Source organism: Sphingobium xanthum (assembly GCF_019737615.1).
Taxonomy (GTDB): domain Bacteria; phylum Pseudomonadota; class Alphaproteobacteria; order Sphingomonadales; family Sphingomonadaceae; genus Sphingobium; species Sphingobium xanthum.
Window position 1 is genome coordinate 381561 of record NZ_JAHKKS010000003.1, and the last position, 23063, is coordinate 404623.

Below are 23063 nucleotides of genomic sequence, written 5' to 3' on the forward strand. Positions count from 1 at the left end.
GCCGTGATTATCGGCGGCCGGGCAACATCGCCAGAACAACCTGCCGGCCGCTGCGCCGCGTCTCGAAGACGACGCCGGCGATGTGCAGGAGGATGAGCAGGTAGAGCAGGTTCGCGGCCACCTCATGCACTTCGGTCAGCGGACCTTCCTCATGCTCGCCTTCTTCTTCCGCGTGCTCGGCCTGTTCCGCGCCAATGTCGGCTTCTTCGTCACGGCCTTGGGCTACATCGACCAAGGAGGCGGCATAGGCTGCGCGCCCGCCCTCGTCCTGCCGCTCGTCCGCGCCGGGAAGGCCGGCCATGGCAATGCCCGTGCCGATGATGACCAGCAGGCACGACCAGATCGCATAGACCATCAGCGCGCCGAGCGGATTGTGCGAGGCATGCTCGCTCGCGGTCCGTGCCCGAATCTCGCTCACATGCGCGAGCGCCTTGCGCGGACTGGGCGGGAAAGCCGAAAAACGCGCTTCCGCCGGTCCGACAAGGCCCCATAGCAGCCGGAGACCCAGGATCGACGCCAGCGCATAGCCGACCCAGACATGCGCGGCCGAGCCCTCCTCCGTGACGATGGCATTGGCCAGCACCGCCAGCGCGATCGACCAGTGCGTCAGCTTGACGACGGGGTCCCAGCGGCGCGGCTTTGTTTGTACGCTCACGATGACACTTCCTCGAATCCGCCGGCACCATCACCAGCCCCCAGAACATGACGATCAGCAGTACAATCCGCCATCAGCGCCGCGCATAAGCATGGCCCGATACGCAGCTGCTTATGGCGTCAGGCCCGGTCGCTCGCCGAGCGCAGGGAGCGCGATTCCCAGATCGCGACCAGCAGGAGCGTGGCGCAAGCCCAGAGGCTGACTTCGAGGCCGCTGTGGAACGGGACGAGGACGCCCGCGAGCAGCAGCGCGATGCCGACCGCGTGAGAAAACGGCCAGCGCCGCCAGGTCGCCCATTTGAACAGCAGATTGCCCGCGAGGAAGAGGATCGGCCCGCCGAGATTTGTGGCGAGCGTCGCGCCGTCAAGATGACCGACCGGATGCGCCAGTGCCATCTCGTCGCCCGCGGCCGAGACGATGATGCCCGCGACGATCGGCAAATGGAGATAGGTGTAGGCGAGGCGGGCGACACGGCCGGGATCGGCATGATGCGCGATCACATGGCTGGCGCGGGTGGCCCCGATGTTGAAGTAGATCCACCACATGGCGAGCGTCGTCACGAAGGCGCTGACCAGCACCGCGAGCATCGGCACGGTCCAGGCAGTCTCGGCGGCGGTCGCGCCGGTCACGAGGATCGTCTCACCCAGTGCGATGATGATGAACAGGCCGCAGCGCTCGGCGAGATGGCCGCCCTCGATATCCCATTCGTCGGTGCGCGAACGGCCAAGCCCCGGCACGTAGAAATTGGCGAATGGACCGAGATATTCGATGCCCAGCGCGAGCGCCCAGAGCGCCAGCCGTTCCTGCCCATGCGCGAGACCTCCCGCGATCCAGGCAAGACCGGAGAGGACGAACCAGAGCGTGATGCGCACGAAATTGCGATAATTTGTCCGGTTGTGCGGGCGCAGGGCGAGCGCCGTGAACAGGCTGCGGCCGACCTGCATGATCACCAGCGCGGCGGCGAAGATGAGTCCCCGCTCGGCAAAGGCGTCGGGAATCGACATGGAGAGAACCAGCCCCACGCCCATGAGCGCGAACAGCATCAGACGGACGCCGGGCCGCTCAGGATCGAGCCAGTTGGTCGCCCAGCCGGTGTAGATCCACACCCACCACACCCCGAGCAGCAGAAGCAATGCCTCCAGCGCGCCCATCCAGCTCGGATGCGCAAGCAGGCCATGCGAGAGCTGGGTGATGGCGAACACGAAGATCAGGTCGAAGAACAGCTCGACCGTGCCGACCCGCGCCTCGTGACCCGTTCGCTCGCGCAGCAATCCGACCATGTTCACCCCCGAATGAGCCTCGACGCTAGACCTGCACCCGCAGCCGCGCAACGTCCCTTACGCCACGCCGCGCGCGCGGCTATAGGGCCAGCGACAGACTCACCGGACAAGAGGGACAACCGGCCATGAAATTCTTCGTCGACACCGCCGATATCGCTGAAATCCGCGAGCTTGAGGCGACCGGGCTGCTGGACGGCGTGACGACCAACCCGACCCTGATCCACAAGTCCGGCCGCAAGTTCATGGAAGTGATCGCGGAGATCTGCGCGATCGTGCCCGGGCCGGTCTCGGCCGAAGTCGTCGCGCTCGATCATGAGACGATGATGAAGGAAGCGGCGGTGCTGCGGAAGATCGCCGACAATGTGACGATCAAGGTGCCGCTGACCATCGACGGCCTCAAGACCTGCAAGGCGCTGACGCAGGATGGCTGCATGGTCAATGTGACGCTCTGCTTCTCGGCCAATCAGGCGCTGCTCGCGGCCAAGGCGGGCGCCAGCTTCATCTCGCCGTTCGTCGGCCGGCATGACGACAATGGCTTCGACGGCATCAAGCTGATCGAGGACATCCGCATCATCTACGACAATTACGGCTTCGACACCGAGATCCTGGCCGCATCGCTGCGCCACCCGATCCATGTGCTCGAATGTGCCAAGATCGGCGCGGATGTCATCACGGCGCCGCCGGCGGTCATCAAGTCGCTGTTCAACCATGTGCTGACCGACAAGGGCCTCGCCTCCTTCGCCAAGGACTGGGAAGCGACGGGGCAGTCGATCCTCTGAAATTTCGCAAACTTCCCTCGTATCGCGCATGGTGAGTGTGCGTGCCATGGCGATGGGGCTGTAGGACAGGGCTATCTCCTCGCCTTTGCCGGTTGCGGACAGGCGACGGTTTTGGCAGCGTCGGCACCATGCCCCTGCCCTTCGACATGCGGGATCGATTGCCGGTCTGGACGGCGCTCAGCGAGCTATTCCTGGACTCGTCTTTCGACGAGGCGGATCATCGCAGGATCGCGGATGTCCTGAGGCGGTCGCCGTACCGGCGCGAGGCGTTGCAGGATATTCTGCGAAACGAGGTCGCACCGGTGTTCGGCACCAACCTCTATTCCATCGCGGGCGAATGGGAACGCTGGTGCGAGGACGAGGTCCGGCAACTCATGGAGCGCTGGATCGAGACTCAATCGGCCCGAGCTTGGCGCGCGCGGATTTGGCGGATCATCGCACCCCGGATGATCCCCAATGACTGGTATCCGATCGCCGATCTGCTGGAATGACCTCGTCCTGTTCCGCCTACTTCCCGAAGCCCCTCGGCGCTGCATCCACCACGCTGGCGCCAGCCGCATTGATCTCCTGCACTTCGAGCGAACGCTCGGCGATGCCGGCGCGGTCGAAGCGGAAGGCGCCGTCGATGCCGGCGAATCCCTCGGGATCGCCGAGCCGCGCGACCGGGAAGGCCGTGCCCGGCCGCCAGTCCGCCGCGATGCGCACGGCGAGCAGCACTGAATCATAGCCGAGCGAGGCCAGGCGATAGGGCGCGGCACCATAGGAGGCGCGATATTTGGTCGCGAGCGTGCGATAGAGCCCGTCTGAGACGCTGGCATACCAGGCGCCGCGCAGGGCGGTGCTGGCCGAGAGGCCGGTCTCGGTGTTCCACAGCTCCGTGCCGAGAATGCGGGCGCTCGCGCCGCCATTGGCACGGACCAGCGGCCCGGCCTGCAGCGCGATGCGGCCGACATCCGCGATGAGCAGCGCGTCATAGCTGGAGCGGGTCTGCAGTCGCTTGATCGCCGCCTGCACCGAGCCGGCGGAACGATCGAACGTCTCCATGGCGACGACGGTGCCGCCGACGCCGTTCACCTTGGCAAGGAAGGCCTTGCCGGCGCGCTCGCCATAGACACCCTTGGGCACGAGCGCCGCGAAATTGGAGAGACCGCGCTGGCGGGCAAAGCCGACCACGCGCTCGACCGACTGCTCCGGGCTGTAACCGAGCAGATAGACCCCGTTTCCGGCGACGCTCTCGTCATTGGAATAGCTGATGACCGGCACGCTGGCGGCGCGCGCGAGCGGCGCCACGGCCCGGACCTCATCGGCCGTGAGCGGGCCGAGGATGAGCCTGGCACCTTCCGCGATGGCCTGACGCGCCGCAATCGCCGCGCCCTTGCCGGTGTCATAGGTGGTGACGCGGAGCCGTTCGGTCTTGGTGTCGAGCAGCGCCATGGTCGTCGCATTGGAAATAGACCGGCCGACGCCGGCATTGGCGCCGGTCATCGGCACCAGCAGCGCGACGCGGTGACGCGCCGTATCGGTCGGCAGACCCTGCGTCACATCGGGCTGCTGAACGGTCGGCGGCGGCGGTGGCGGTGGCGCGGCAGGCGGCACGACGCGACCGCACGCAGCCAGCAAAAGCACGCCGAACAATCCCAGGCGTTGCCACAAACGGCCTGTCGCCATGCCGAACCTCACTTGCCCCGCAAGGCTCCTCTCTGCCATGGCTATCCTCATGTCCGCTTCGCTTTCGCCCGGCCTATATATCGTTGCTGGACCGATCGGCAACTTGTCCGATCTATCGAGCCGCGCGGCAGAAATCCTGCGGGGCGCGGACCTGATCGCCGTGGAAGACACACGGGTGAGCGCGAAGCTGCTGCGCCACGCCGAATCGGACCGGCCGATGGTGCCCTATCATGACCATAGCGACGAGCGGGTCCGCCTGCGGCTGGTCGAGCGGATGGCGAGCGAGGCGATTGCGCTCCTGTCCGATGCGGGAACGCCGCTCATCTCCGACCCCGGCTACAAGCTGGTGCGCGATGCACGCGCCGCCGGACGGGCGATCACCACCATTCCCGGCCCGAGCGCCGCGATCGCCGCGATCACCTTGTCCGGCCTACCGAGCGATCGCTTCTGCTTCATGGGCTTCCTGCCGCCCAAGACCAAGGCGCGGACGGATGCGCTCACTGAAGTGGCGACGCTGCGGGCGAGCCTCGTCTTCTATGAAAGCGGGCCACGCTGCGCCGCCTCGCTCGGCGACATGGCGACCGTGCTTGGCGACCGGCCGGCCGCGCTCTGCCGCGAGATCAGCAAGGCCTATGAGGAGACGCTGACCGGTACGCTGAGCGAACTGGCGGCTGCTTGCACGGCGAAGGAACCCAGGGGCGAGATAGTCATCGTCGTCGGTCCGCCCGGCGAGCGACCGCAGGCCGCAGAGGAAGACGTCGAGGCGGCGCTGGTCGAGGCTTTGAGTCGCCTCTCCGCCTCGCAAGCCGCGAGCGAAGTGGCGCGCACGCTCGGCGCCGACCGCAAGGCACTCTATGCCCGCGCCATGGAGCTCAGGGGCAAATCATGACGCGCCCCGCCGCGCCTGCCCGTCTCGCCGCCGAGAAGCGCGGCCGGCAGGGCGAGCGCATTGCGGGCTGGTGGCTGCGGCTCAAGGGCTGGTCGATCCTCGGCCGGCGCGTGAAGACGCCGGTGGGCGAGATCGACCTCATCGCAAGGCGCGGCGCGATGGTGGCGTTCATCGAGGTGAAGGCGCGCAAGAGCGGAGTCGCGCTGAACGAGGCGATCGATGAGAGACGTCTTGGCCGGGTTGCCGCTGCGGCGGAAGCGGTGGCTGCAATGTATCTGAAACCGGGCGATGACATGCGTATCGACGTCATGCTCCTTGCGCCGGGCCGTCCGCCTCGCCATCTGGAGAATGTCTGGCACGGGGGTTAGCCCTTATTTGCATTTTTCACCGTTCGTCCTGAGTAGTCACTGAGCTTGTCGAAGTGACGTATCGAAGGACCGCGAGCCTGGGCCGACCCTTCGATACGGGTCTTCGACAAGCTCAGCCCCTACTCAGGGCGAACGGAGGAGAGTGCGCGGCCAGCAATGGGAGGAAAGACGGAACATGTCCCTGAAAGTCGCGTTGCAGATGGACCCGATGGAATCGCTCAATATCAATGGCGATTCGACCTTCCACATCATGCTGGCGGCGCAGGCGCGCGGGCATGCGCTCTATCATTATCGACCGGACGACATGACCTGGCGCGGTGGGCGACTCTTTGCGCAGGCCCGCGAAGTCTCGATGGTCCAGCGCGTGGCGGGCGATCATTTCCGCTTCGGCGAGCAGGTGAAGCTCGATCTCGGCACGGATATCGACGTCGTCTGGATGCGGCAGGACCCGCCGTTCGACCTCAACTACATCACGGCGACGCATCTGCTCGAGCGCGTCACCGACGAGACGCTCGTCGTCAATCACCCCGGATCGGTGCGCAATGCGCCCGAGAAGCTGTTCGTGCTCGATTATGCGCGCTTCATGCCGCCGACGATGATCACGCGCAGCCTCGACGAGACCCGCGCCTTCCTGGCCGAATATGGCGAGATCGTGGTGAAGCCGCTTTACGGCAATGCAGGCTCGGCGGTGTTCCGCATCGGCGCTGACGGCGGCAATCTTGCGGCGCTGGTGGAACTTTTCGGCGAGATGTGGGTCGAGAGTTTCATGGTACAGGCTTTCCTCAAGGACGTCGCCAAGGGCGATAAAAGGATCGTGCTGGTGGACGGCGAAGTGGCCGGCGCCATCAACCGCATCCCCGGCAAGGGCGAGATCCGCTCCAACCTCGCGGCGGGCGGCACAGCAGCCAAGACCGAGCTGACGGCGGAGGAGCAGGAAATTTGCGACGCGCTTGGTCCCGAGCTCAAGAAGCGCGGACTGCTGTTCGTTGGTATCGACGTGATCGGCGGCAAGTGGCTGACCGAGATCAACGTGACCTCGCCCACCGGCATCGTGGCGATCGACGCCTTCAACGGCACGGACACGGGCGGGCTCATCTGGGATGCCGTCGAGCGCCGGCTCGCGGAGCGGGCAGCTGGATAGCCTGCTTTTGCTGACTGCCTACACTTTGCGGGATCGCCCCATCATCCGTCTGGTTTCACGGTCGACGCCATGAGCGACTGGGTCGTACAACTCATCGACGCCGGCGGCTATTGGGGCATTGCGTTCCTGATGGTGCTGGAAAATGTCTTCCCGCCCATCCCGTCCGAGCTGATCATGGGCATTGGCGGCATCCGCGTCGGCCAGGGGCGCATGGAGATGCTGCCGCTGCTCGTCGCCGGGACGATCGGCACGACCATCGGCAATTTTTCCTGGTACCTGCTGGGCTATCGCCTCGGCTTCAAGCGGCTGAAGCCCCTGATCGACCGCCATGGCCGATGGCTGACTCTGCGCTGGCGCGATGTGGAATGGCTGGACCGCTGCTTCGAGACGCATGGCGAGAAGATCGTCTTCATCTTCCGCTTCATGCCGGCCTTCCGCACCATCGTCTCGCTGCCGGCCGGACTGTTCCGCATGAGCCCATGGAAATTCACGCTCTGGACGACCGGCGGCGCACTCATCTGGAACATCATCCTGGCCGGTTGCGGCTATTATCTCGGCTACCGCTTCGAGAAGATCGACGACTGGCTCGGCCCGCTCACCAATGTCGCCGTGGGGTTCATGGTGGTCGCCTATATCTGGCGGCTGGTGACGTGGAAGAGCGAGAAGGCGGAGAGATAGGCCCGGTTTCGTCTCGCGGCAGCTATCTTGAGATGCACGCAGAGACGCAGAGACGCAGAGATTTCAGCGCTCTCTTCTCCGCGTTCTCTGCGTCTCCGCGCGAACAAATTTGATCGCTTCGCGATCGACGACGCTTCAGGCGTAGCGCCGCACGATGGCAGCTTCGGTTCTCAGGCGGTCGGCGGCGTCCACACGGCCCAGCGCCCGCATTTCGGCAGAAGCCTCGTCCCGCACTTCGGCTTCGGTTTCGATCAGCCGGGCAAGATCCTCAGCCGACAAGGTCAGGCGCTCCACTTCGCCAGTGCCGTCACCGAAGGCGCGCATCGCCGATGCCGGGCCGCTCAGATCGACGGGCTGGGCCTGCGCATTGTCGATGGCGGCCATCAGGCCCCGCAGGACGCTGATCTCGACCGCATCGCCGCCTTGAGATCGGCGCGCAAGGCGCAGCTTCAGGGTCTGGGCCGCGTCGCTCATGTGCCCGCCCGGGGATGCGCGTTGCGATAGACGTCGAGGAGGTGAGCGGCATCGACTTGAGTGTATATCTGCGTCGAGCTGAGGCTCGCATGGCCGAGCAATTCCTGCAGCGAGCGCAGGTCCGCGCCGCGCCCGAGCAGATGCGTCGCGAAGCTGTGGCGCAAGGCATGGGGCGTCGTGCGCTCGTGCAGGCCGAGGCGGCCGCGCGCGCCCTGCACGGCACGGCGGATGAGCGCGGGCGAGAGCGGCCCGCCCCGTGCGCCGCGGAACAGTGGCTCGCTCTTCGACGCCGAATGCGGGCAGAGCGCCAGATAGCCTTCGATCGCCTCGCGCACTTGCGGGAGCAGCGGGACGATGCGCGTCTTGCCGCGTTTGCCGAGCACGCGGATCGTCTCGCCGAGCGGCAGCACCTCGCCGGTGAGGCCGAGCGCCTCGCTGATGCGCAGGCCCGCACCATAGAGCAGCAGCAGCACGGCCCAGTCGCGCGCGCCGATCCAGGCATCGCGCGCGCTCTCGCTGATGTCCTGCGCGAGGGCAATCGCCTCGTCCGGGCTGATCGGGCGCGGCACGCCGGGCTTGACGCGCGGGCCGCGCATCGCGGGGATCGTGCTGCCCTCGCCGCCGACGAAGCGCAGGAAGCCGCGAAGGGCGGAGAGTTCTCGCGCCGCCGAGCTGTTGCCGATGCCCTCGACCCGGCGGGAAGCGAGATAGGCGCGCAGATCGCTGGTGGTGAGCTTGCCGAGCGCGGCGCGGCTTGGGGCGCGGCCTTCGGTCTCTTCCATCCATGCCATCAGCCGCTCGGCGGTGGTCACATAGGCGCGGACGGTGTGCAGCGAGCGGCGGCGGCCCTCGGCGAGATGGGCGCGCCAGCTCTCGGCAAGCGCCGCTGGTGTCTCGGCACTCATGGCTGGGGCGCGAGCAGATCGCGCCAGATATCGAGCAGGTCGATGGGAAACCAGGCCTCGTCCAGCGCGTCCAGCTCGGCCGGGGTGAACCAGCGATGAGTCAGCATGACGCGCTGCTCCAGCTCGGTATGGCCGGCGGTGTCGATCTCCAGCGCCTCGACCGGCACCGCATAAAAGCGCTCCTCGGCATCCACCTCGATACCTTGCAAGGTCACGAAGGTCACATGCCGGACGGCGACGCACGGCCCCGGATCGCGATCGAGCCCGGTTTCCTCCAGCAATTCGCGCCGCGCCGCCTGCTCGAAGCTCTCACCGCGATCGACCGCGCCGCCGGGCGTCACCCAGAAAGGCGGCCGGTCGTCCGGCGTGAAACGGAACAGCAGCATGCGCCCCTGCGGATCGGTGACCAGCAGGCGCGCGGGGGGACGCTTCGCGCGGCGGACCGAGGGGGCCGTCATTTTGCCCAGGCGGAGCCGAGAAGCGTGATTTGCGAGCATCGGCGCGCAGCGTGCTTCCGGCACGTGAGCACCGAAGCGGAGCAAAGCGCGCTTCGCAGGCCCGAATGGGCGGAATGCCGGCCCCCTCGGGTCATTCGCCGGGCGCGCGCGCCTTGATGGCAAGCGCGTGGACCTTCTCGCGCATCATGTCGCCCAACGCGCTGTTGACCAGCCGCTGGCGAGCGACGCGCGACTGGCCGGCAAAGGCCGCAGCGACGATCTCGACCGTGAAATGGCTCTCGCCACTGCCATCGTCGCCCATATGGCCGCGATGCTGCGCGCTGTCGTTGATGACGGCGAGCCGTTCCGGCGTCAGGGCCGCTTCCAGCCGCGCCGCGATTTCCTGCCCGACCGGGCCTAGCGAAGAGTCAACCATTGCTCCTATATAAACGCTTTGCGTTTTGCAGCCAGAAGGGATCGCCAAGCCTTGTCAGGGACGGGGCCCAATGAAGACGGACCGCGCCGCCACACGCGCTTTCACGGGCGCGTGGAAGGGACGCGCCACGTCTGTTCCTTCCCCGGCTGCGAGGAAGCGGGCGAGTTTCGCGCGCCGCCGGAAGAGCGCCGCGGCGCCCCCGATGGCCCGCCGGCATGGCGCTGGTTCTGCCTGGAGCATATCCGGACGTTCAATCAGCAATATAATTATTTCAAGGACATGAGCGCGGAGGAGATCCACGAGGCGCAGCGGCCCTATGCCGGCTGGGAACGCGAGACGCGCGCCTTCTCCGCCAATGCCGCGAGCGGGACGCCGCCGCCGCGCTGGGCCGACTTCGCCGATCCGCTCGACGCCATCGGCGCGCGCTTCAAGGCGCGCATGGCCGAGGCGGCGCAGCGTCAGGACGGCAAGCCGCTCTCGGGCGAGGATCGCTCGGCGCTCCGCACGCTCGGCCTCTCGACCGATGCCGACCGCAAGGCGCTGCGCACCCGCTACACCGAGCTCGTCCGCAAATTTCATCCGGATCACAATGGCGGCGACCGCGCGCATGAGAAGGCGCTGCAGGAAGTCATCGCGGCCTATGCGCATCTGAGGAAGGCGCCGGCCTTCGCCTAGCCTGAATTCTCCCCGGCACGGGGAGGTGGCGGCCCGCAGGGCTGACGGAGGGGGCATCAACACTGCACCAAGTCGAAAGCCCCCTCCACCGCTCGCCAAGCGAGCGGTCCCCTTCCCCGTTCCGGGGAGGAATTGGCCGGGCTTGCCATCCCCTCTGCCCGGTGTCATAGGCGCCGCCCCTCCATTCTCCCGAAGGCAGCATCATGACGACCGGCACGCCGGCCCGGGCGCTGGGCCTCGATTTCGGCACGACCAACAGCGTCGTCGCGATAGCGGACGGCGCGGAATCGACGCTTGTCGAGTTCGAAGGCGCGAAGGCGACCGGCGCGGTGTTCCGCTCGGCACTCTGCTTCTGGCAGGACGATACACGCCGCAATGCGATCGCGCATGAAGCCGGGCCGTGGGCGATCGCGGAATATCTCGACTTTCCCGAGGGCAGCCGCTTCATCCAGTCGTTCAAGTCGGTCGCAGCCAGCCCGGTGTTCGAGCATGCGACGATCTTCGACAAGCGCCTGCGCTTCGAGGAGCTGGGCGGCCTGTTCCTCGATCATCTGGTCGATCATGCGGGGAGTGCCCTCGCCACGCGGCCTGAGCGAATCGTCGTCGGCCGCCCGGTGCGCTACGCCGGATCGCGGCCGGACGAAGCGCTGGCGCGGCAACGCTATGACGCCATGTTCCGCAGCTTCGGCACCGACATCCATTATGTGTACGAGCCGCTCGGCGCCGCGTTCAGCTATGCGCGCCGGTTGACGCGCCCGGCGACCATCCTCGTCGCGGACTTTGGCGGCGGCACCAGCGACTTCTCGATCGTGCGCGTGGCGGCGCCCGGGGCGAAGCGGCGCTGCGAGCCGCTGGGATCGGCAGGCATCGGCATTGCCGGCGACACGTTCGACTATCGCATCGTCGATCATCTCGTACTGCCGATGCTCGGCAAGGGCGGCAGCTACGCCTCGTTCGACAAGATGCTGGAGATCCCGCGCAGCTATTTCGCGGACTTCGCCGACTGGTCGCGCCTTGCCCTCATGCGCAATCGGCGCACGCTGGCCGAGCTGGAGCGGCTGCAGCGGGCGGCGGCCGATCCCGCCGCGATCGGGCGAATGATCATGATCATCGAACGCGAGCTCGGCTATCGGCTCTACGATGCGGTCGGCAGCCTCAAGCGCGCGCTCTCGACGCAGGAGCAGGCGCAATTCCGCTTCGCCGCCGACGAGCTGGTGATCGAAGCGGACGTCCGGCGCGCGGACTTCGAACGATGGATCGCGCCAGACATCGCGCGGATCGAGGCGACGGTGGACAAGGCGCTCGCAACCGCCGGTGTGAACGAGGCTGCGATCGAGCGCGTGTTCCTGACCGGCGGCTCTTCGCTCATCCCGGCGATCCGCGCGCTGTTCGACCGGCGCTTCGGCGCCGACCGGATCGCGACCGGCGGCGAGCTCACGTCCATCGCCCATGGCCTCGCCATCATCGGACAGGAAGACAATCTTGCCGATTGGGCCGTCTGACACGCCAGTCTATCGACATTGCCTTCCGCGATCGGTTAGGGGCTGACACGACTCCGTTGGAAAAGTGCCATGACCGATATTCCGAACACCAATGCCGACATGCGCAGCGAAGTGCTGCTCGATGCGCCCGACAAGGTCGTGAGCGCGCGTGAGGTGTTTGGCGTCGATATCGACATGGAGATTCCCGCCTTCTCCGAATCCGACGAGCGCGTGCCGGATCTGGACCCGGCCTATGTGTTCGATCCGGACACGACGCTCGCCATTCTGGCCGGCTTCGCGCACAATCGCCGCGTGATGGTGCAGGGCTATCACGGCACCGGTAAATCGACGCATATCGAGCAGGTCGCCGCACGCCTCCACTGGCCGTGCATCCGCATCAATCTCGACGCGCATATCAGCCGCATCGATCTGGTCGGCCGCGACGCCATCGTGCTGAAGGATGGCCAGCAGGTCACCGAGTTCAAGGAAGGCCTGCTGCCCTGGGCACTCCAGCGCCCGGTCGCGCTGGTGTTCGACGAATATGACGCCGGCCGCCCGGACGTGATGTTCGTCATCCAGCGCGTGCTGGAGGCCGACGGCAAGATGACCCTGCTCGACCAGAACCGCGTGATTCGCCCCAGCCCCTGGTTCCGCCTGTTCGCCACGGCCAACACGGTCGGTCTTGGCGACACGACCGGGCTTTATCATGGCACGCAGCAGATCAACCAGGGTCAGATGGACCGCTGGAACCTGGTCGTGACGCTCAATTATCTGCCGGCCGAGACCGAGGCGCGGATCGTGCTCGCCAAGTCCGGCGAATATGATCACGAGGGCGGCCGCGACGAGGTCAACAAGATGATCCGCGTCGCCGAACTGACCCGTCAGGGCTTCATCAACGGCGACATCTCGACCGTCATGAGCCCGCGCACGGTGATCAGCTGGGCACAGAACACGCTGATCTTCAAGGATGTCGGCTTCGCCTTCCGCCTTTCCTTCCTCAACAAGTGCGATGAGGCGGAGCGGGCCCTGGTGGCCGAATATTATCAGCGCGTGTTCGGCAAGGATCTGCCCGAAAGCGTGGTCGGCAAGGCCGGCTGATCGGCTCACCCTCTCCGACAACCGCACAAAACAGCTTCAGCCAAAAAGAAAGGGCGGCCCGCGAAGGCCGCCCTTTCGATCATGTCCGCATGCGGTGGTTCGCTCAGCTGAACGAAACTTTCCGCAGCGAGTGGCCTCGCCGGTCGCGCAGCGTCCAGCCGACGACCCCCATACCCACCAGCATCATCGCCCAGGTCATCGGCTCGGGAGCCGCGACCGCCAGACTTTCCGGCGGCAGGGGGGTGATGCTTTCGGGACCGCCACGAGCGACGAACGGAAACAGCGGATTTGAGGAAATGACAAGCAATCCCCCAGCCGAGTCCCGCCAGCTATAGGCGTAGCTCTGGGCGTCGGCGGCGGAAACAGCCGATGCAAAGCCCGTGTTGAATTGGACGGCCGCCGAACCCGGCGTCCCGACCAGCAGTGCGGCAGGAATTGCCGCCAGTTTGAGCGCAGTTTTCAACATGCGATCTCCCACTTCTTCCCGACCGGCTCCAAATTGGTCCGGTCATTCATTCGGACCGATCGGCGTCACCCGCTCGGTCCGAACTGCACGCTTGCCTTTCGCTCCACCCGGCATGTTACCGTCGAAAGGGCGCCCGCTCCGCGTTCGCATTGCAATGCAGCAAAGCGACTGTCGCACACCGCCCGCCCTCTGACAAATGAGGCGGATTCGGCCGGACGGCCCGGAACGGGCACGGCGGAAGAACGCGGAGAAGCGCGAATGGCTCCCGCAGGAATCGAGCAGAACTGGCTGAATTGCTAGGGTTTCGGAGATCGGGAATCGCGCCCGTCGAATGCATTTCGATTGTATTTCATGCAGTTGCGAAGACAGGCGAACGATTCGCGCAATCGCAAAGCTCCGACAAGCTGTGCATCAATTCCTGCGACTTGTTTTGCAGGGCACCATTTTCTCAATCATTGCAGTCGTGCCGATTGCAGGAAAAGCAAGGAGACCGACGCTCTGCCTGCGGCAGGCGGTTTCCGTGCCGTCAGGCACGGAAAAAGGCGGCCCGTTGCCGGACCGCCTTTCCAAAGTCGCTTTGTCGCGATGCGATCAGGCGAAGCTGACAGCCGTGCTGCGACGACGCATCGAGGCACCGACCAGCGCGAAGCCGCCGATCATCATGGCCCACGTGGCCGGCTCCGGAACCGCGCCCGACGTCACGTAGAAGTCGCCGATCGCGAAATCGACGTCCGACGAGATCGTCGCCGAAACGATGCCATTGCCGATGAAGCCGAGGAAGCCGGCGCCCGCCGAACCCGAGAAGGCACCGCCGACCGACGAACCGTCCGACAGCAACAGGGTGAAGTTATGCACCGAGAACGGATTCGGCTCGGAGAAGAAGCCGAAGCCGCCAACCGCCGTGTCGAAGTTGATCGTCAGGCTCGTGGCGCCCTGCGTGTAGAGGATGTCATCCGAATAGGTGCCCGACCAGGTGCTCCAGGTCGAGCCGACGTTGCGCACCTGAACCGACGAACCGAAGCTCAGGTCCGTGCCGTCGTCGAGCGTCAGAGCCGAGATCGTGCTCAGCTCCGCGCCATAGGTGACGTCGTTGGTGTAAGTGCCAGCATCGGTCTGCCAGGCGGCCAGGCTGGTATAGGTGGCGGCGGCCTGAGCCGTGCCCGAGAACATCGTGCCGGCAACGAGTGCGGCGAGAACCATCTTACGCATGAAAAAACCTCCCACAAAAATCCCTATGATCCGATGCCCCTCCCAGGCGCCGGATGTCCCTTCCTTACCGATTGGCTCGAGAAGTTAAACGGCGTTAACCCTGTCATAGTGTGCCGGATCGGGACCGTCCGGGTTCGGGACAGGACGAGGCCCGAAGATGAATGCGAGCGCAGCGCTTCTTCGAGAGTGACGGAGGCGGTGACGCAAAAGAAAAGGCGACCCGTCGCCGGGCCGCCTTCAAGTCAAGCGGGACTGGAAAACTGTCAGGCCAGGCGAGCCATCATTCTGCCGCGGCGCAAGGCGGCGCCGGTCAGCGCGAAGCCGCCGATCATCATGGCCCAGCTGGCGGGTTCCGGCACCGGCATCAGTGGCGCTGCCACGATGACGGACTCCGGCTCGATCACGGCCGCGCTGATGATCGCCGGCGTGGAGGACGGCAGGGTGCTGAAATAGCTGCCGAGGACGCTGTGCGTGAACTTGTAGGACGGCGCGCCGCCCAGGACCGGACCGGCGCCTTCGCTGCCCGCATCACCGCTCTCGTCACCGCTTTCCTCGTCATGATCGAAGAAATTGCCAAGGACGCTGTGCGTGAACTTGTAAGGCGCGCCATTGAACACGTCGCCCGAGGACGGCTGCGCGGCGGCCCAGTCGTTCAGGAGCTTGAAGTCCGTCTCGGCCAGCGTGCGCAGATCCTCGATCCCCGAGAACAGGCGGATCGTCTTGCTGCCCTTGAGTGTCAGCGAGTAGGCGCGCTGCGAGAAGTCCGCGTTGGCGCGCAGGCCGTTGACGATCTGACTGACACGGCCGTTTACGTTGACCGTCGCGCTCGCGCTCTGGGCCATCAGCATGGTACCGGTCGCGAGGACGGCGAGACAAGCGGAGCGGATCATCAACATATATTCCCATGACGTGGCCGCAACACATATCGCGACGGCGTCCCCGAACCGGCAGATAGGCCGCAAAAGCTTGTCATCAAACGCATTTAACCACGAAAAGCGGCGACTTTCCGCGCGCGTCCCGCAGCGAGACAATCGCAGGGGCAAAGGTTAACACGGTCAGCCGGGCGACTTGCAGGGGTCGGCGAGAGGCTTGACAGCGCGGCGGTGCTGCCCCAGCCCGTTCGCGTCATGGCCGACCGCTCTGCTCTCGATCGCTTCAAGGACGTACTTGCCGGTGCGTCGCGCGCCATCTCTCACGATGCCGAGGTGGAGCTGGGCTTCACCGCCGATGCGCCGCATCTGGCCGGAAAACAGATCAAGGTGCCGACGCCGCCACGCGGGCTGCCGGCCGAGCAAGTGGCGCTGGCGCGTGGTTTCGCCGACAGTTTCTCGCTCAAGCTGCGCCATCACAATGCGAAGATCCACGCAGCGCGCGCACCGGGCGAGCCGGCCGCACGTGCAGTCTATGATGCCGTGGAGATGGTCCGCTATGAGGCGCTGGGATCGAAAAACTATCCCGGCATGCGCGCCAATCTGGCGGCCGCGCTCGAGATGCGTACGCACAGCGACCCGATCACGCGCGCCCAGTCGGCCAGCGAAGTGCCGATCCAGGGCGCCGTCGCGCTGCTGCTGCGCGAGAAGCTGACCGGTCAGACCCCGCCCGCCGAAGCGCTGAAGGGCCTCGAGTTCCTGCGCGAATGGATCGACGAGAAGGCCTCCGCCGATTTCGAGAGCCTGGCCGCTTGCCTCGACGACCAGCAGGCGTTTCAGGACAAGGTGATCTCGATGCTCGAGCATCTAGAGCTCGTCCGCGCCGAAGTGCCGCCCGAATCGCCCGACGAGAACGAGGACGAGCAGGACGGCGAGCAGGACCAGCAGCAGGATCAGGATCAGGACGAGCAACCCGAGGAGGACGACCAGTCCCGCGCCGAAACGCGCGGCGAGGACAAGGGCGAGCCGACCGAGGACATGACCGAGGAGCGCCAGGACGAAGAGACCGACTCCGAGGACGATGGCGACGGCGATTCGCAGGAGGATGACGGCATCCTCCCGGTCCGCCCGAACCGGCCCTTCTCGGACCTGCCGCCCGACTTCAACTATAGCGCCTATACGACCAAGTTCGACGAGACAGTGACCGCGCTGGAGCTGTGCGACGCCGACGAGCTGGCGCGGCTGCGCGGTTTCCTCGACCAGCAGCTCGCGCCGTTCCAGGGCGCGGTCTCCAAGCTGGCGCACCGATTGCAGCGCCGCCTGCTCGCCCAGCAGAATCGCAGCTGGGATTTCGATCAGGAGGAAGGCCTGCTCGATGCGGCCCGGCTGGCGCGCATCGTCATCGATTCATCCCATTCGCTCAGCTACAAGGTCGAGCGCGACACGGATTTCCGCGACACGGTCGTGACGTTGCTGATCGACAATTCGGGATCGATGCGTGGGCGGCCGATCGGCATCGCCGCGATCAGCGCGGACATCATGGCCCGCACCCTGGAGCGCTGCGGGGTCAAGACCGAAGTGCTCGGCTTCACCACGCGCGCCTGGAAAGGCGGGCAGAGCCGCGAGCAATGGCTCGCCGCAGGCCGTCCGCCCAAGCCTGGCCGCCTCAACGATCTGCGCCACATCATCTACAAGAAGGCCGACGAGCCCTGGCGACGCGCCAAGGCCAATCTCGGCCTGATGATGCGCGAGGGCCTCCTCAAGGAGAATATCGACGGCGAGGCGCTCATGTGGGCGCACAACCGCCTCCTCGCCCGCACCGAGGAGCGTCGCATCCTGATGGTGATCTCGGACGGCGCGCCGGTCGACGATTCGACGCTCTCGGTCAACAACGGCACCTATCTGGAGCGCCATCTGCGCCAGGTGATCGCCTGGATCGAGGGGCGTTCGCCGGTCGAGCTGATCGCCATCGGTATCGGCCATGACGTGACGCGCTACTACAAGCGCGCCGTGACGATCATGGACGCCGAGCAGCTCGGCGGTGCCATGGTGGAGCAGCTCGCCGCATTGTTCGACAAGGATTGAGGCCATGTTTACCGGTCTGAAGGATCGGCTGTCCTAAGGCGGGCATGCCCGAGGGTGGTCGCGTTGACGCACCCATGCCCATGATCTACTGGCCAAAACCGGGCTTGAGACGGCGGTGCGTGCGCGAAAGATGAGCTGGCGATGAGCAACACTTTCGGCCGCATGATCAAGGGCAGCTTGCTGTTCACGCTTGGCAGCGTCACCGCGAATATCCTCGGCGCCCTCAGCACGATCATCCTGGCGCGTCTGCTGACGCCGGCCGACTACGGCATCTTCGCGATCGGCGCGACGGTCATCGCGATCCTGAGCTCGGTGACGGACTGGTCGATCGGCCAGGCGCTGATCCAGCGCAACGAAGTCGATGACGATCACGTCAACACGGCCTGGACGCTCAATTTCCTGCGTGTCGTACCCATCGGCATCGGGCTGATGCTCCTATCACCCCTGATCGCCGCCTCATTCGACGATCCGCGGCTGACGGACGTCCTGATCGCGCTGGCGGCGGGATGGATGCTCATGGGCTTCGTCAGCCCAAAGATCGCCCTGTTCCAGCGGCAGCTGCAGTTCGGCCAGCAGGTCCTGATCAACGTCTCGCAGAAGCTGGTGAGCGTCATCGTGACGATCGTGATCGCGATCCTCTACAAGAGCTACTGGGCGCTGGTGATCGGCACCTTGTCCGCCTCGGTGGTCACCATGGCGATCTCCTATGTCATCGCGCCGTTCATTCCCCGCTTCACGTTGAAACATGGGCGCGAGATCTTCTCGTTCTCAGCCTGGGCCTCGCTAGGCGAGATCGTCAACACGCTGAACTGGCGGATCGACGCCCTGCTCATCGGCAAGTTCCTGAATGTTCATGACATCGGCTACTATACCGTGGGCAGCAACCTGGCCCTGCTGCCGACGCGCGAAGCCATCACGCCGCTGACCAAGACATTGTTCCCAGGCTTTTCCAGCATCAGGAACGATCCTGATAGGCTCCGGTCCGCCTATTCGCGCGCGCAGAATTTCGTGACCGCCGTGTCCCTGCCGGTCGGCGTCGGCGTCGCCCTGCTCGGCGATCCGATCGTGCGCGTGCTGCTGGGCGAGCGCTGGCTGCCCGCCATCTTCATCGTGCAGACGCTCTCGCTGATCTTTTCCATCCAGACGCTCGGGACTCAGGTCGGGCCGCTGGCGATGGCCATGGGCGAAACCCGCATGCTCTTCCGCCGCAGCCTCGAATTGCTGTTCATCCGGCTGCCGATCGTCGTTGCAGGTCTCTATATCGCGGGGATCAAGGGCATGGTGGTGGCGCGGCTCATCGCCGGTATCATCGCGATCGGGATCAATCTGCGGATGGTCAAGCGGCTGCTCGGCCTGTCCATCTGGAGTCAGCTACGCGCCAATGAACGCGCCATTGCCAGCACGGCGATCATGGCGGGCTGCGTCCTGGCCGCACAGACGATCACGCCCCATTCGTTGGCGACCTTCGCGCTCATCCTCCAGATTCTTCAGCTGTCGGCGCTCGGCGCCGTGGTCTATTGCGCCAGCAGTTATCTGCTCTGGACCATCGCAGGCCGCCCGGCCGGGCCGGAAACCGATGCCCTGCATGTGTTCAACAAGATTTTGACGCGCGTCAGATTGGTGATGCAACGCTGATTGCCGCCAAATCCTCGCCTCACTTTGGGATGAAGAAAGTTGACATGACCAACAGCGCTGCATCGACCTACATCGCCGATATGCAGGAGAGGATTCACGGAATCCTTGCGCCGCTGGTTCCCGAGGGGCGCTTTGCGATCCTCGATTTTCCCGACATCAAGAATGTCGGCGATTCTGCGATATGGGTCGGTGAATATGCCTATTTCCGGAACTTCCTGAACCGCACGCCGGCGTACACCTGCACGCTCGACAATCTCTCGCGGCGGGGCATGGATCAGGCGATCGGCGACGGTCCGATCTTCCTGCACGGGGGCGGCAATTTCGGCGACATCTGGAAAGGCCATCAGAATTTCCGCGAGCATGTGCTCCAGAACTGGCGGGATCGTCTGGTCATCCAGCTGCCGCAGTCGCTTCAGTTCAATTCGCCCGAGCGACTGGAACAGGCCAAGCGCATCGTCGATGCGCACAGGAATTTCGTCCTGCTGGTGCGCGACGAATATTCGCTGGAGCTGGCGCAGAAGAATTTCAATTGCCGGTCGATCCTCTGCCCGGACATGGCCTTCGCGATCGGATCGATACCGGCCGTGGGAGAGCCGATTTTTCCGATCCTCGCCATGCTGCGCAAGGACAAGGAGCAGACGGACGCAAACGATGCCGGTGTCGCGGAGGGCATACCCGTTGAGGACTGGATCACCGAAGACAAGCGCCCCGTCCAGATGGCGGCGCTCTGCGGCATCCTGAAAGGCCTGCCGACCCTCGACCGGCATCGCGTGCGCGTCAGCAAATATCAGGCGAAGGCGCTGCAGCGCGTCCAGCGCGGCGTGCGGCAGTTGTCGCGCGCGCGGACGGTCATCACCGACCGGCTCCACGTTCACATCATTTCAATCTTGCTGGGCAAGGAACATGCCGTGCTGGACAACAGCTATGGCAAGATCGGCCGGTTCCGGGCGGCCTTTCCCGAGCCGCCCGGCCTGACTTATGCCGCAACGTCCTATGAGGATGCCGAGGCGTGGGCGAAGCAGCGGAGCTGACACACATGCGAGGAGCTTTCTCTCTGCGGCGAGCGGGAACGGAGACCTGAATGCCATTGCTGACGTTCGTCATACCGGTCCGCCATCAGGACAATTCGCCGGACTGGGGGCGGCTATGCGCCAATCTCTCGCAGACTCTGGCATCCATCGCCGCGCAGACGCATGACGATTGGGAAGGCGTAGTCGTCGCCAATGAAGGCGCGCAGTTGCCACCCTTGCCGAAGCGCTTCCGCGTCGAGCGCGTGGCCTTTCCACCGAACCGGATTCACGAGCGCGGCGACGCGACCAGGGACGATTTTCTTGACGCCTTCCGCATCGACAAGGGCCAGCGTGTGCTGGCCGGCATGCTCGGCGCGCGCGACAGCCGCTATTTCATGATCTGCGACGATGACGACTTCGTCAGCCGGGACATCGTCGCCCATGTCTCGCAAAATGCCGACACGATCGGCTGGAAGATCGACCGCGGCTATGCCTGGACCGACGGCGGATCGCTTTTCTACGAGCATGACGACTTCAACCATATCTGCGGCACCTCGCTCATCATCCGTTCGGACGTCTATGAGCTACCCGACAGCATGGAGGCCGCCGATCGGCGCTGGGTGATGGAGATGCTCGGCAGCCATCACGGCGTCGACAAGGTTCTGGAGCAACGCGGCACGCCGCTCGTTCCGCTGCCGTTTCGCGGCGCCGTCTATCGGGTTGGCCATGCCGGCTCGCACAGCCAGACGCCGGGGATTCTCCAGCGCTTCGTCTTCACGCCCGGCTGGGCGCGGCGCGTGCGCGGGACCGCGCGGCAGGTACTGAAGCTTCGCCCGATCACGGCGGGACTCAAGCGCGACTATTTCGGTGCGGCAGGATGAGTAGCGTCCCGTCATGCTAGGTCTCGGCCTGCGCGCGCGCCTGAAGCGCGCCATCGGCGGCGAGCCGCCGGCTGCGCCGCCGCCCCCGCAGCATGAGGTCTATCCGCAGGTCGAGGCCTTTGCGTGGCGGCCGCGCGTCGGCGATCATATCAATTTCGGCGACCATCTCGCCCATGTCGTGGTCGACCGGATGCTGGCCGAACGTGGCTTCGACCGTGAGGAAGAAGTCACGCGGGCGACGCGGCTGTTCAGCATCGGATCGGTTCTGCATTTCGCGAGCAGCGGCGACACGGTCTGGGGCAGCGGCATCAACGGCAAGATGGGCGACGAGCATCACCAGTTCGCCACGCTCGACGTGCGCGCCGTGCGTGGCCCCAGGACCGCGGAATATCTACGCAAGCGGGGCATCACCGTGCCGGACGTCTTCGGCGACCCGGCATTGCTGCTGCCCGATCTGTTCGGATCGCGTTTTCGCCGGACCGGCGGCGGAGGCCCGATCTTCGTACCCAATCTGAACGATCTCGGCGAGGTCGCGACGGACTTGCCTCTCATCTCGCCGCTGCGCGGATGGAACCATGTCGTCGAGCGCATCCTGCGTTCCGATTTGGTGCTGGCAAGCTCGCTGCATGGCCTGATCATCGCCGAGGCCTATGGTATTCCGGCGCGTTATGTGCGCCTGTCCGAACGCGAGGCGCTGTTCAAGTTCGAGGATTATGTATTCGGCACCGGCCGATCCGGCCTGGACTATGCGACGTCCATTCCGCAAGGGCTGGAGATGGGCGGCATGGCGCCGATCGACTGGGATCCCGCGCCGCTCAAGGCGGCCTTTCCGTTCGACCTGTGGGAGCAGCCCGCGGCATGACCCGCGTGCTCATGTGCTCCAACGACCTGACCTTCGCGCCGGCTTTGACGCAGGCCTATCAAGCGCGCGGCTATGACGTCACCGTGGGTCTCGACGGCCTCGATGCGCAGCCCGACGCTTATGATGTGGTGCATCTGCACTGGCCCGAGGAGCTGGTCGGCTGGCGCAGCGGCGCGAGCGATCCGGCGCGGACCCGGGCGGCGCTCGAAAAGCTTGATCGGTGGCGCGCCCATGCCGTGCTGGTCGCCACAGTCCACAATCTCGTGCCGCACAACACCGAACGCATTGACGGGCCGGAGGCCGCCTATTTTCGGGACTTTTACGAGCGCATCGACCTAATCTGCCATTATTCGGGCTATTCGCGCCGGCGCTATGCCGAAGTCTATCCATCGCTCGATGCCGGCAAGCAGGTGGTCCAGCCACTCAACAGCTTCGCCCATCTCCTGCCGCTCGGCACGGGCCGCGCGGCGGCGCGGCAGGCGCTGGGCCTGGGACCGGACGAGCCGGTTTTCGCCGTCTTCGGCGCGCTGCGCAAGCAGGCGGAAGCCGCGCTGCTCCAGAAGGCCTGGTCGAACGTGAAGCGACGGGACGCGCGGCTGCTGCTGGCCTCCCGCCCGAACTGGGCCGGTGTCGGCCGGCTTGAGCGCATTATCGGCAAAGTGCGGCGCAAGCTGTGGCTGCGCGATCCGCGCATCGTCCAGCCCGGCTTTCACCCCGATGACGCGGGGCTGGTGCGCCTGCTCGAAGCGGCCGACGCGGTGCTGGTGCCCCGCCTTGGCCAGCATCTCAACTCCGGCCTCGTACCGCTCGCCTTCACCTTCGGCACGGCCGTGATCGCGCCGGACAACGGCCCCAATGGGGAGATCATCCCGCTGCCCGCCAACGAACTTTATGCGCCCGGCGATGCGACGGCCTTCGCCCGTGCCATCGAACGGCAGGCCGCAAAGCCCGCTGACGAGACGCGCGCTGCCAATCTCGCCCATATGACCCGGATGGGCTGGGGCAATATTCTCGACTTTCTGTGGCCCCGCGTCATCGAGGCGGCGAAAGCGAAAGGCCTCCCCGCCCCGTCCTGAAGCCCG

General features: G+C 65.5%; 25 protein-coding genes. 15 read left to right on the forward strand and 10 right to left on the reverse strand.

Annotated features, from left to right (window positions below; translation table 11 throughout):
• Positions 1-7: 7 nt before the first annotated feature.
• Positions 8-655 (reverse strand): cytochrome b/b6 domain-containing protein, encoded by a 648-nt coding sequence (locus KM135_RS07720; protein ID WP_221713406.1) that lies wholly within the window; start codon positions 653-655, stop codon positions 8-10.
• A gap of 119 nt (positions 656-774) precedes the next feature.
• Positions 775-1935: a low temperature requirement protein A gene (locus KM135_RS07725; protein ID WP_221713407.1), complete on the reverse strand. Its 1161-nt coding sequence runs from the start codon at positions 1933-1935 to the stop codon at positions 775-777.
• A gap of 125 nt (positions 1936-2060) precedes the next feature.
• On the opposite strand from KM135_RS07725, the gene fsa reads away from it, so the two are divergent.
• Both fsa and KM135_RS07735 read left to right on the forward strand, forming a co-directional pair.
• Positions 2061-2714 carry a fructose-6-phosphate aldolase gene (fsa, locus tag KM135_RS07730; RefSeq protein WP_221713408.1) on the forward strand — a complete coding sequence of 218 codons (654 nt, stop codon included), beginning with the start codon at positions 2061-2063 and terminating at the stop codon, positions 2712-2714.
• Positions 2715-2842: 128 nt separating this feature from the next.
• A complete protein-coding gene (locus KM135_RS07735) occupies positions 2843-3205 on the forward strand; it encodes a DUF7079 family protein (RefSeq protein WP_221713409.1) in 363 nt (120 codons plus the stop codon).
• A gap of 16 nt (positions 3206-3221) precedes the next feature.
• Here the strand turns inward: KM135_RS07735 and KM135_RS07740 are convergent, their stop codons facing one another.
• The gene (locus KM135_RS07740; RefSeq protein WP_221713410.1) at positions 3222-4382 is read right to left on the reverse strand and encodes a penicillin-binding protein activator; all 1161 of its coding nucleotides are present in this window, start codon (positions 4380-4382) and stop codon (positions 3222-3224) included.
• Positions 4383-4431: 49 nt separating this feature from the next.
• On the opposite strand from KM135_RS07740, the gene rsmI reads away from it, so the two are divergent.
• The 4 genes from rsmI (at position 4432) to KM135_RS07760 (ending at position 7458) form a co-directional block, all read left to right on the forward strand.
• The gene (rsmI, locus tag KM135_RS07745) at positions 4432-5271 is read left to right on the forward strand and encodes a 16S rRNA (cytidine(1402)-2'-O)-methyltransferase (protein WP_221713411.1); all 840 of its coding nucleotides are present in this window, start codon (positions 4432-4434) and stop codon (positions 5269-5271) included.
• Entirely contained in the window at positions 5268-5639 is a 372-nt protein-coding gene (locus KM135_RS07750; RefSeq protein ID WP_221713412.1) for a YraN family protein, read from the forward strand. Before rsmI ends, KM135_RS07750 begins: the two co-directional genes overlap by 4 nt.
• Positions 5640-5814: 175 nt before the next feature.
• Entirely contained in the window at positions 5815-6780 is a 966-nt protein-coding gene (gene gshB / locus KM135_RS07755) for a glutathione synthase (protein WP_221713413.1), read from the forward strand.
• Between the two features lie 69 nt (positions 6781-6849).
• A complete protein-coding gene (locus tag KM135_RS07760) occupies positions 6850-7458 on the forward strand; it encodes a DedA family protein (protein WP_221713414.1) in 609 nt (202 codons plus the stop codon).
• A gap of 135 nt (positions 7459-7593) precedes the next feature.
• On the opposite strand, the gene KM135_RS07765 is transcribed toward KM135_RS07760, so the two are convergent.
• From KM135_RS07765 to KM135_RS07780, 4 genes are all read right to left on the reverse strand, one after another.
• Positions 7594-7932 (reverse strand): GatB/YqeY domain-containing protein, encoded by a 339-nt coding sequence (locus tag KM135_RS07765; protein WP_221713415.1) that lies wholly within the window; start codon positions 7930-7932, stop codon positions 7594-7596.
• The gene (locus KM135_RS07770) at positions 7929-8837 is read right to left on the reverse strand and encodes a tyrosine recombinase XerC (protein ID WP_221713416.1); all 909 of its coding nucleotides are present in this window, start codon (positions 8835-8837) and stop codon (positions 7929-7931) included. The genes KM135_RS07765 and KM135_RS07770 overlap by 4 nt, the downstream gene beginning before the upstream one ends.
• Complete coding sequence (locus tag KM135_RS07775) at positions 8834-9295, reverse strand: NUDIX hydrolase (RefSeq protein ID WP_221713417.1); 462 nt, start codon at positions 9293-9295, stop codon at positions 8834-8836. The genes KM135_RS07770 and KM135_RS07775 overlap by 4 nt, the downstream gene beginning before the upstream one ends.
• A 130-nt stretch (positions 9296-9425) precedes the next feature.
• The gene (locus tag KM135_RS07780; RefSeq protein ID WP_221713418.1) at positions 9426-9710 is read right to left on the reverse strand and encodes a BolA family protein; all 285 of its coding nucleotides are present in this window, start codon (positions 9708-9710) and stop codon (positions 9426-9428) included.
• Between the two features lie 51 nt (positions 9711-9761).
• On the opposite strand from KM135_RS07780, the gene KM135_RS07785 reads away from it, so the two are divergent.
• The 3 genes from KM135_RS07785 to cobS all read left to right on the forward strand — a co-directional run bounded on the left by KM135_RS07785 (position 9762) and on the right by cobS (position 12964).
• Complete coding sequence (locus KM135_RS07785; protein WP_221713419.1) at positions 9762-10385, forward strand: J domain-containing protein; 624 nt, start codon at positions 9762-9764, stop codon at positions 10383-10385.
• A gap of 203 nt (positions 10386-10588) precedes the next feature.
• Positions 10589-11887, forward strand: coding sequence for an Hsp70 family protein (locus KM135_RS07790; protein WP_221713420.1), 1299 nt, complete (start codon positions 10589-10591; stop codon positions 11885-11887).
• A gap of 69 nt (positions 11888-11956) precedes the next feature.
• Positions 11957-12964 carry a cobaltochelatase subunit CobS gene (gene cobS / locus KM135_RS07795; RefSeq protein ID WP_221713421.1) on the forward strand — a complete coding sequence of 336 codons (1008 nt, stop codon included), beginning with the start codon at positions 11957-11959 and terminating at the stop codon, positions 12962-12964.
• Positions 12965-13067: 103 nt separating this feature from the next.
• On the opposite strand, the gene KM135_RS07800 is transcribed toward cobS, so the two are convergent.
• The 3 genes from KM135_RS07800 to KM135_RS19720 form a co-directional block, all read right to left on the reverse strand.
• Positions 13068-13430, reverse strand: coding sequence for a PEPxxWA-CTERM sorting domain-containing protein (locus KM135_RS07800; RefSeq protein WP_221713422.1), 363 nt, complete (start codon positions 13428-13430; stop codon positions 13068-13070).
• 591 nt (positions 13431-14021) lie between these two features.
• Entirely contained in the window at positions 14022-14639 is a 618-nt protein-coding gene (locus KM135_RS07805) for a PEPxxWA-CTERM sorting domain-containing protein (protein ID WP_221713423.1), read from the reverse strand.
• Positions 14640-14902: 263 nt separating this feature from the next.
• Entirely contained in the window at positions 14903-15529 is a 627-nt protein-coding gene (locus tag KM135_RS19720) for a PEPxxWA-CTERM sorting domain-containing protein (protein WP_246605812.1), read from the reverse strand.
• 237 nt (positions 15530-15766) lie between these two features.
• On the opposite strand from KM135_RS19720, the gene cobT reads away from it, so the two are divergent.
• The 6 genes from cobT to KM135_RS07840 all read left to right on the forward strand — a co-directional run bounded on the left by cobT (position 15767) and on the right by KM135_RS07840 (position 23057).
• Positions 15767-17593 carry a cobaltochelatase subunit CobT gene (gene cobT / locus KM135_RS07815; RefSeq protein WP_221713556.1) on the forward strand — a complete coding sequence of 609 codons (1827 nt, stop codon included), beginning with the start codon at positions 15767-15769 and terminating at the stop codon, positions 17591-17593.
• 141 nt (positions 17594-17734) lie between these two features.
• Positions 17735-19228: a lipopolysaccharide biosynthesis protein gene (locus KM135_RS07820; RefSeq protein ID WP_221713424.1), complete on the forward strand. Its 1494-nt coding sequence runs from the start codon at positions 17735-17737 to the stop codon at positions 19226-19228.
• A gap of 44 nt (positions 19229-19272) precedes the next feature.
• Positions 19273-20259 (forward strand): polysaccharide pyruvyl transferase family protein, encoded by a 987-nt coding sequence (locus tag KM135_RS07825; protein WP_221713425.1) that lies wholly within the window; start codon positions 19273-19275, stop codon positions 20257-20259.
• A 50-nt stretch (positions 20260-20309) separates the two neighbouring features.
• Complete coding sequence (locus KM135_RS07830; RefSeq protein ID WP_221713426.1) at positions 20310-21119, forward strand: hypothetical protein; 810 nt, start codon at positions 20310-20312, stop codon at positions 21117-21119.
• Positions 21120-21132: 13 nt separating this feature from the next.
• Positions 21133-21981 (forward strand): polysaccharide pyruvyl transferase family protein, encoded by an 849-nt coding sequence (locus KM135_RS07835; RefSeq protein ID WP_221713427.1) that lies wholly within the window; start codon positions 21133-21135, stop codon positions 21979-21981.
• Positions 21978-23057, forward strand: a complete 1080-nt coding sequence (locus KM135_RS07840; protein WP_221713428.1) for a glycosyltransferase — start codon at positions 21978-21980, stop codon at positions 23055-23057. Before KM135_RS07835 ends, KM135_RS07840 begins: the two co-directional genes overlap by 4 nt.
• Positions 23058-23063 lie beyond the last annotated feature (6 nt).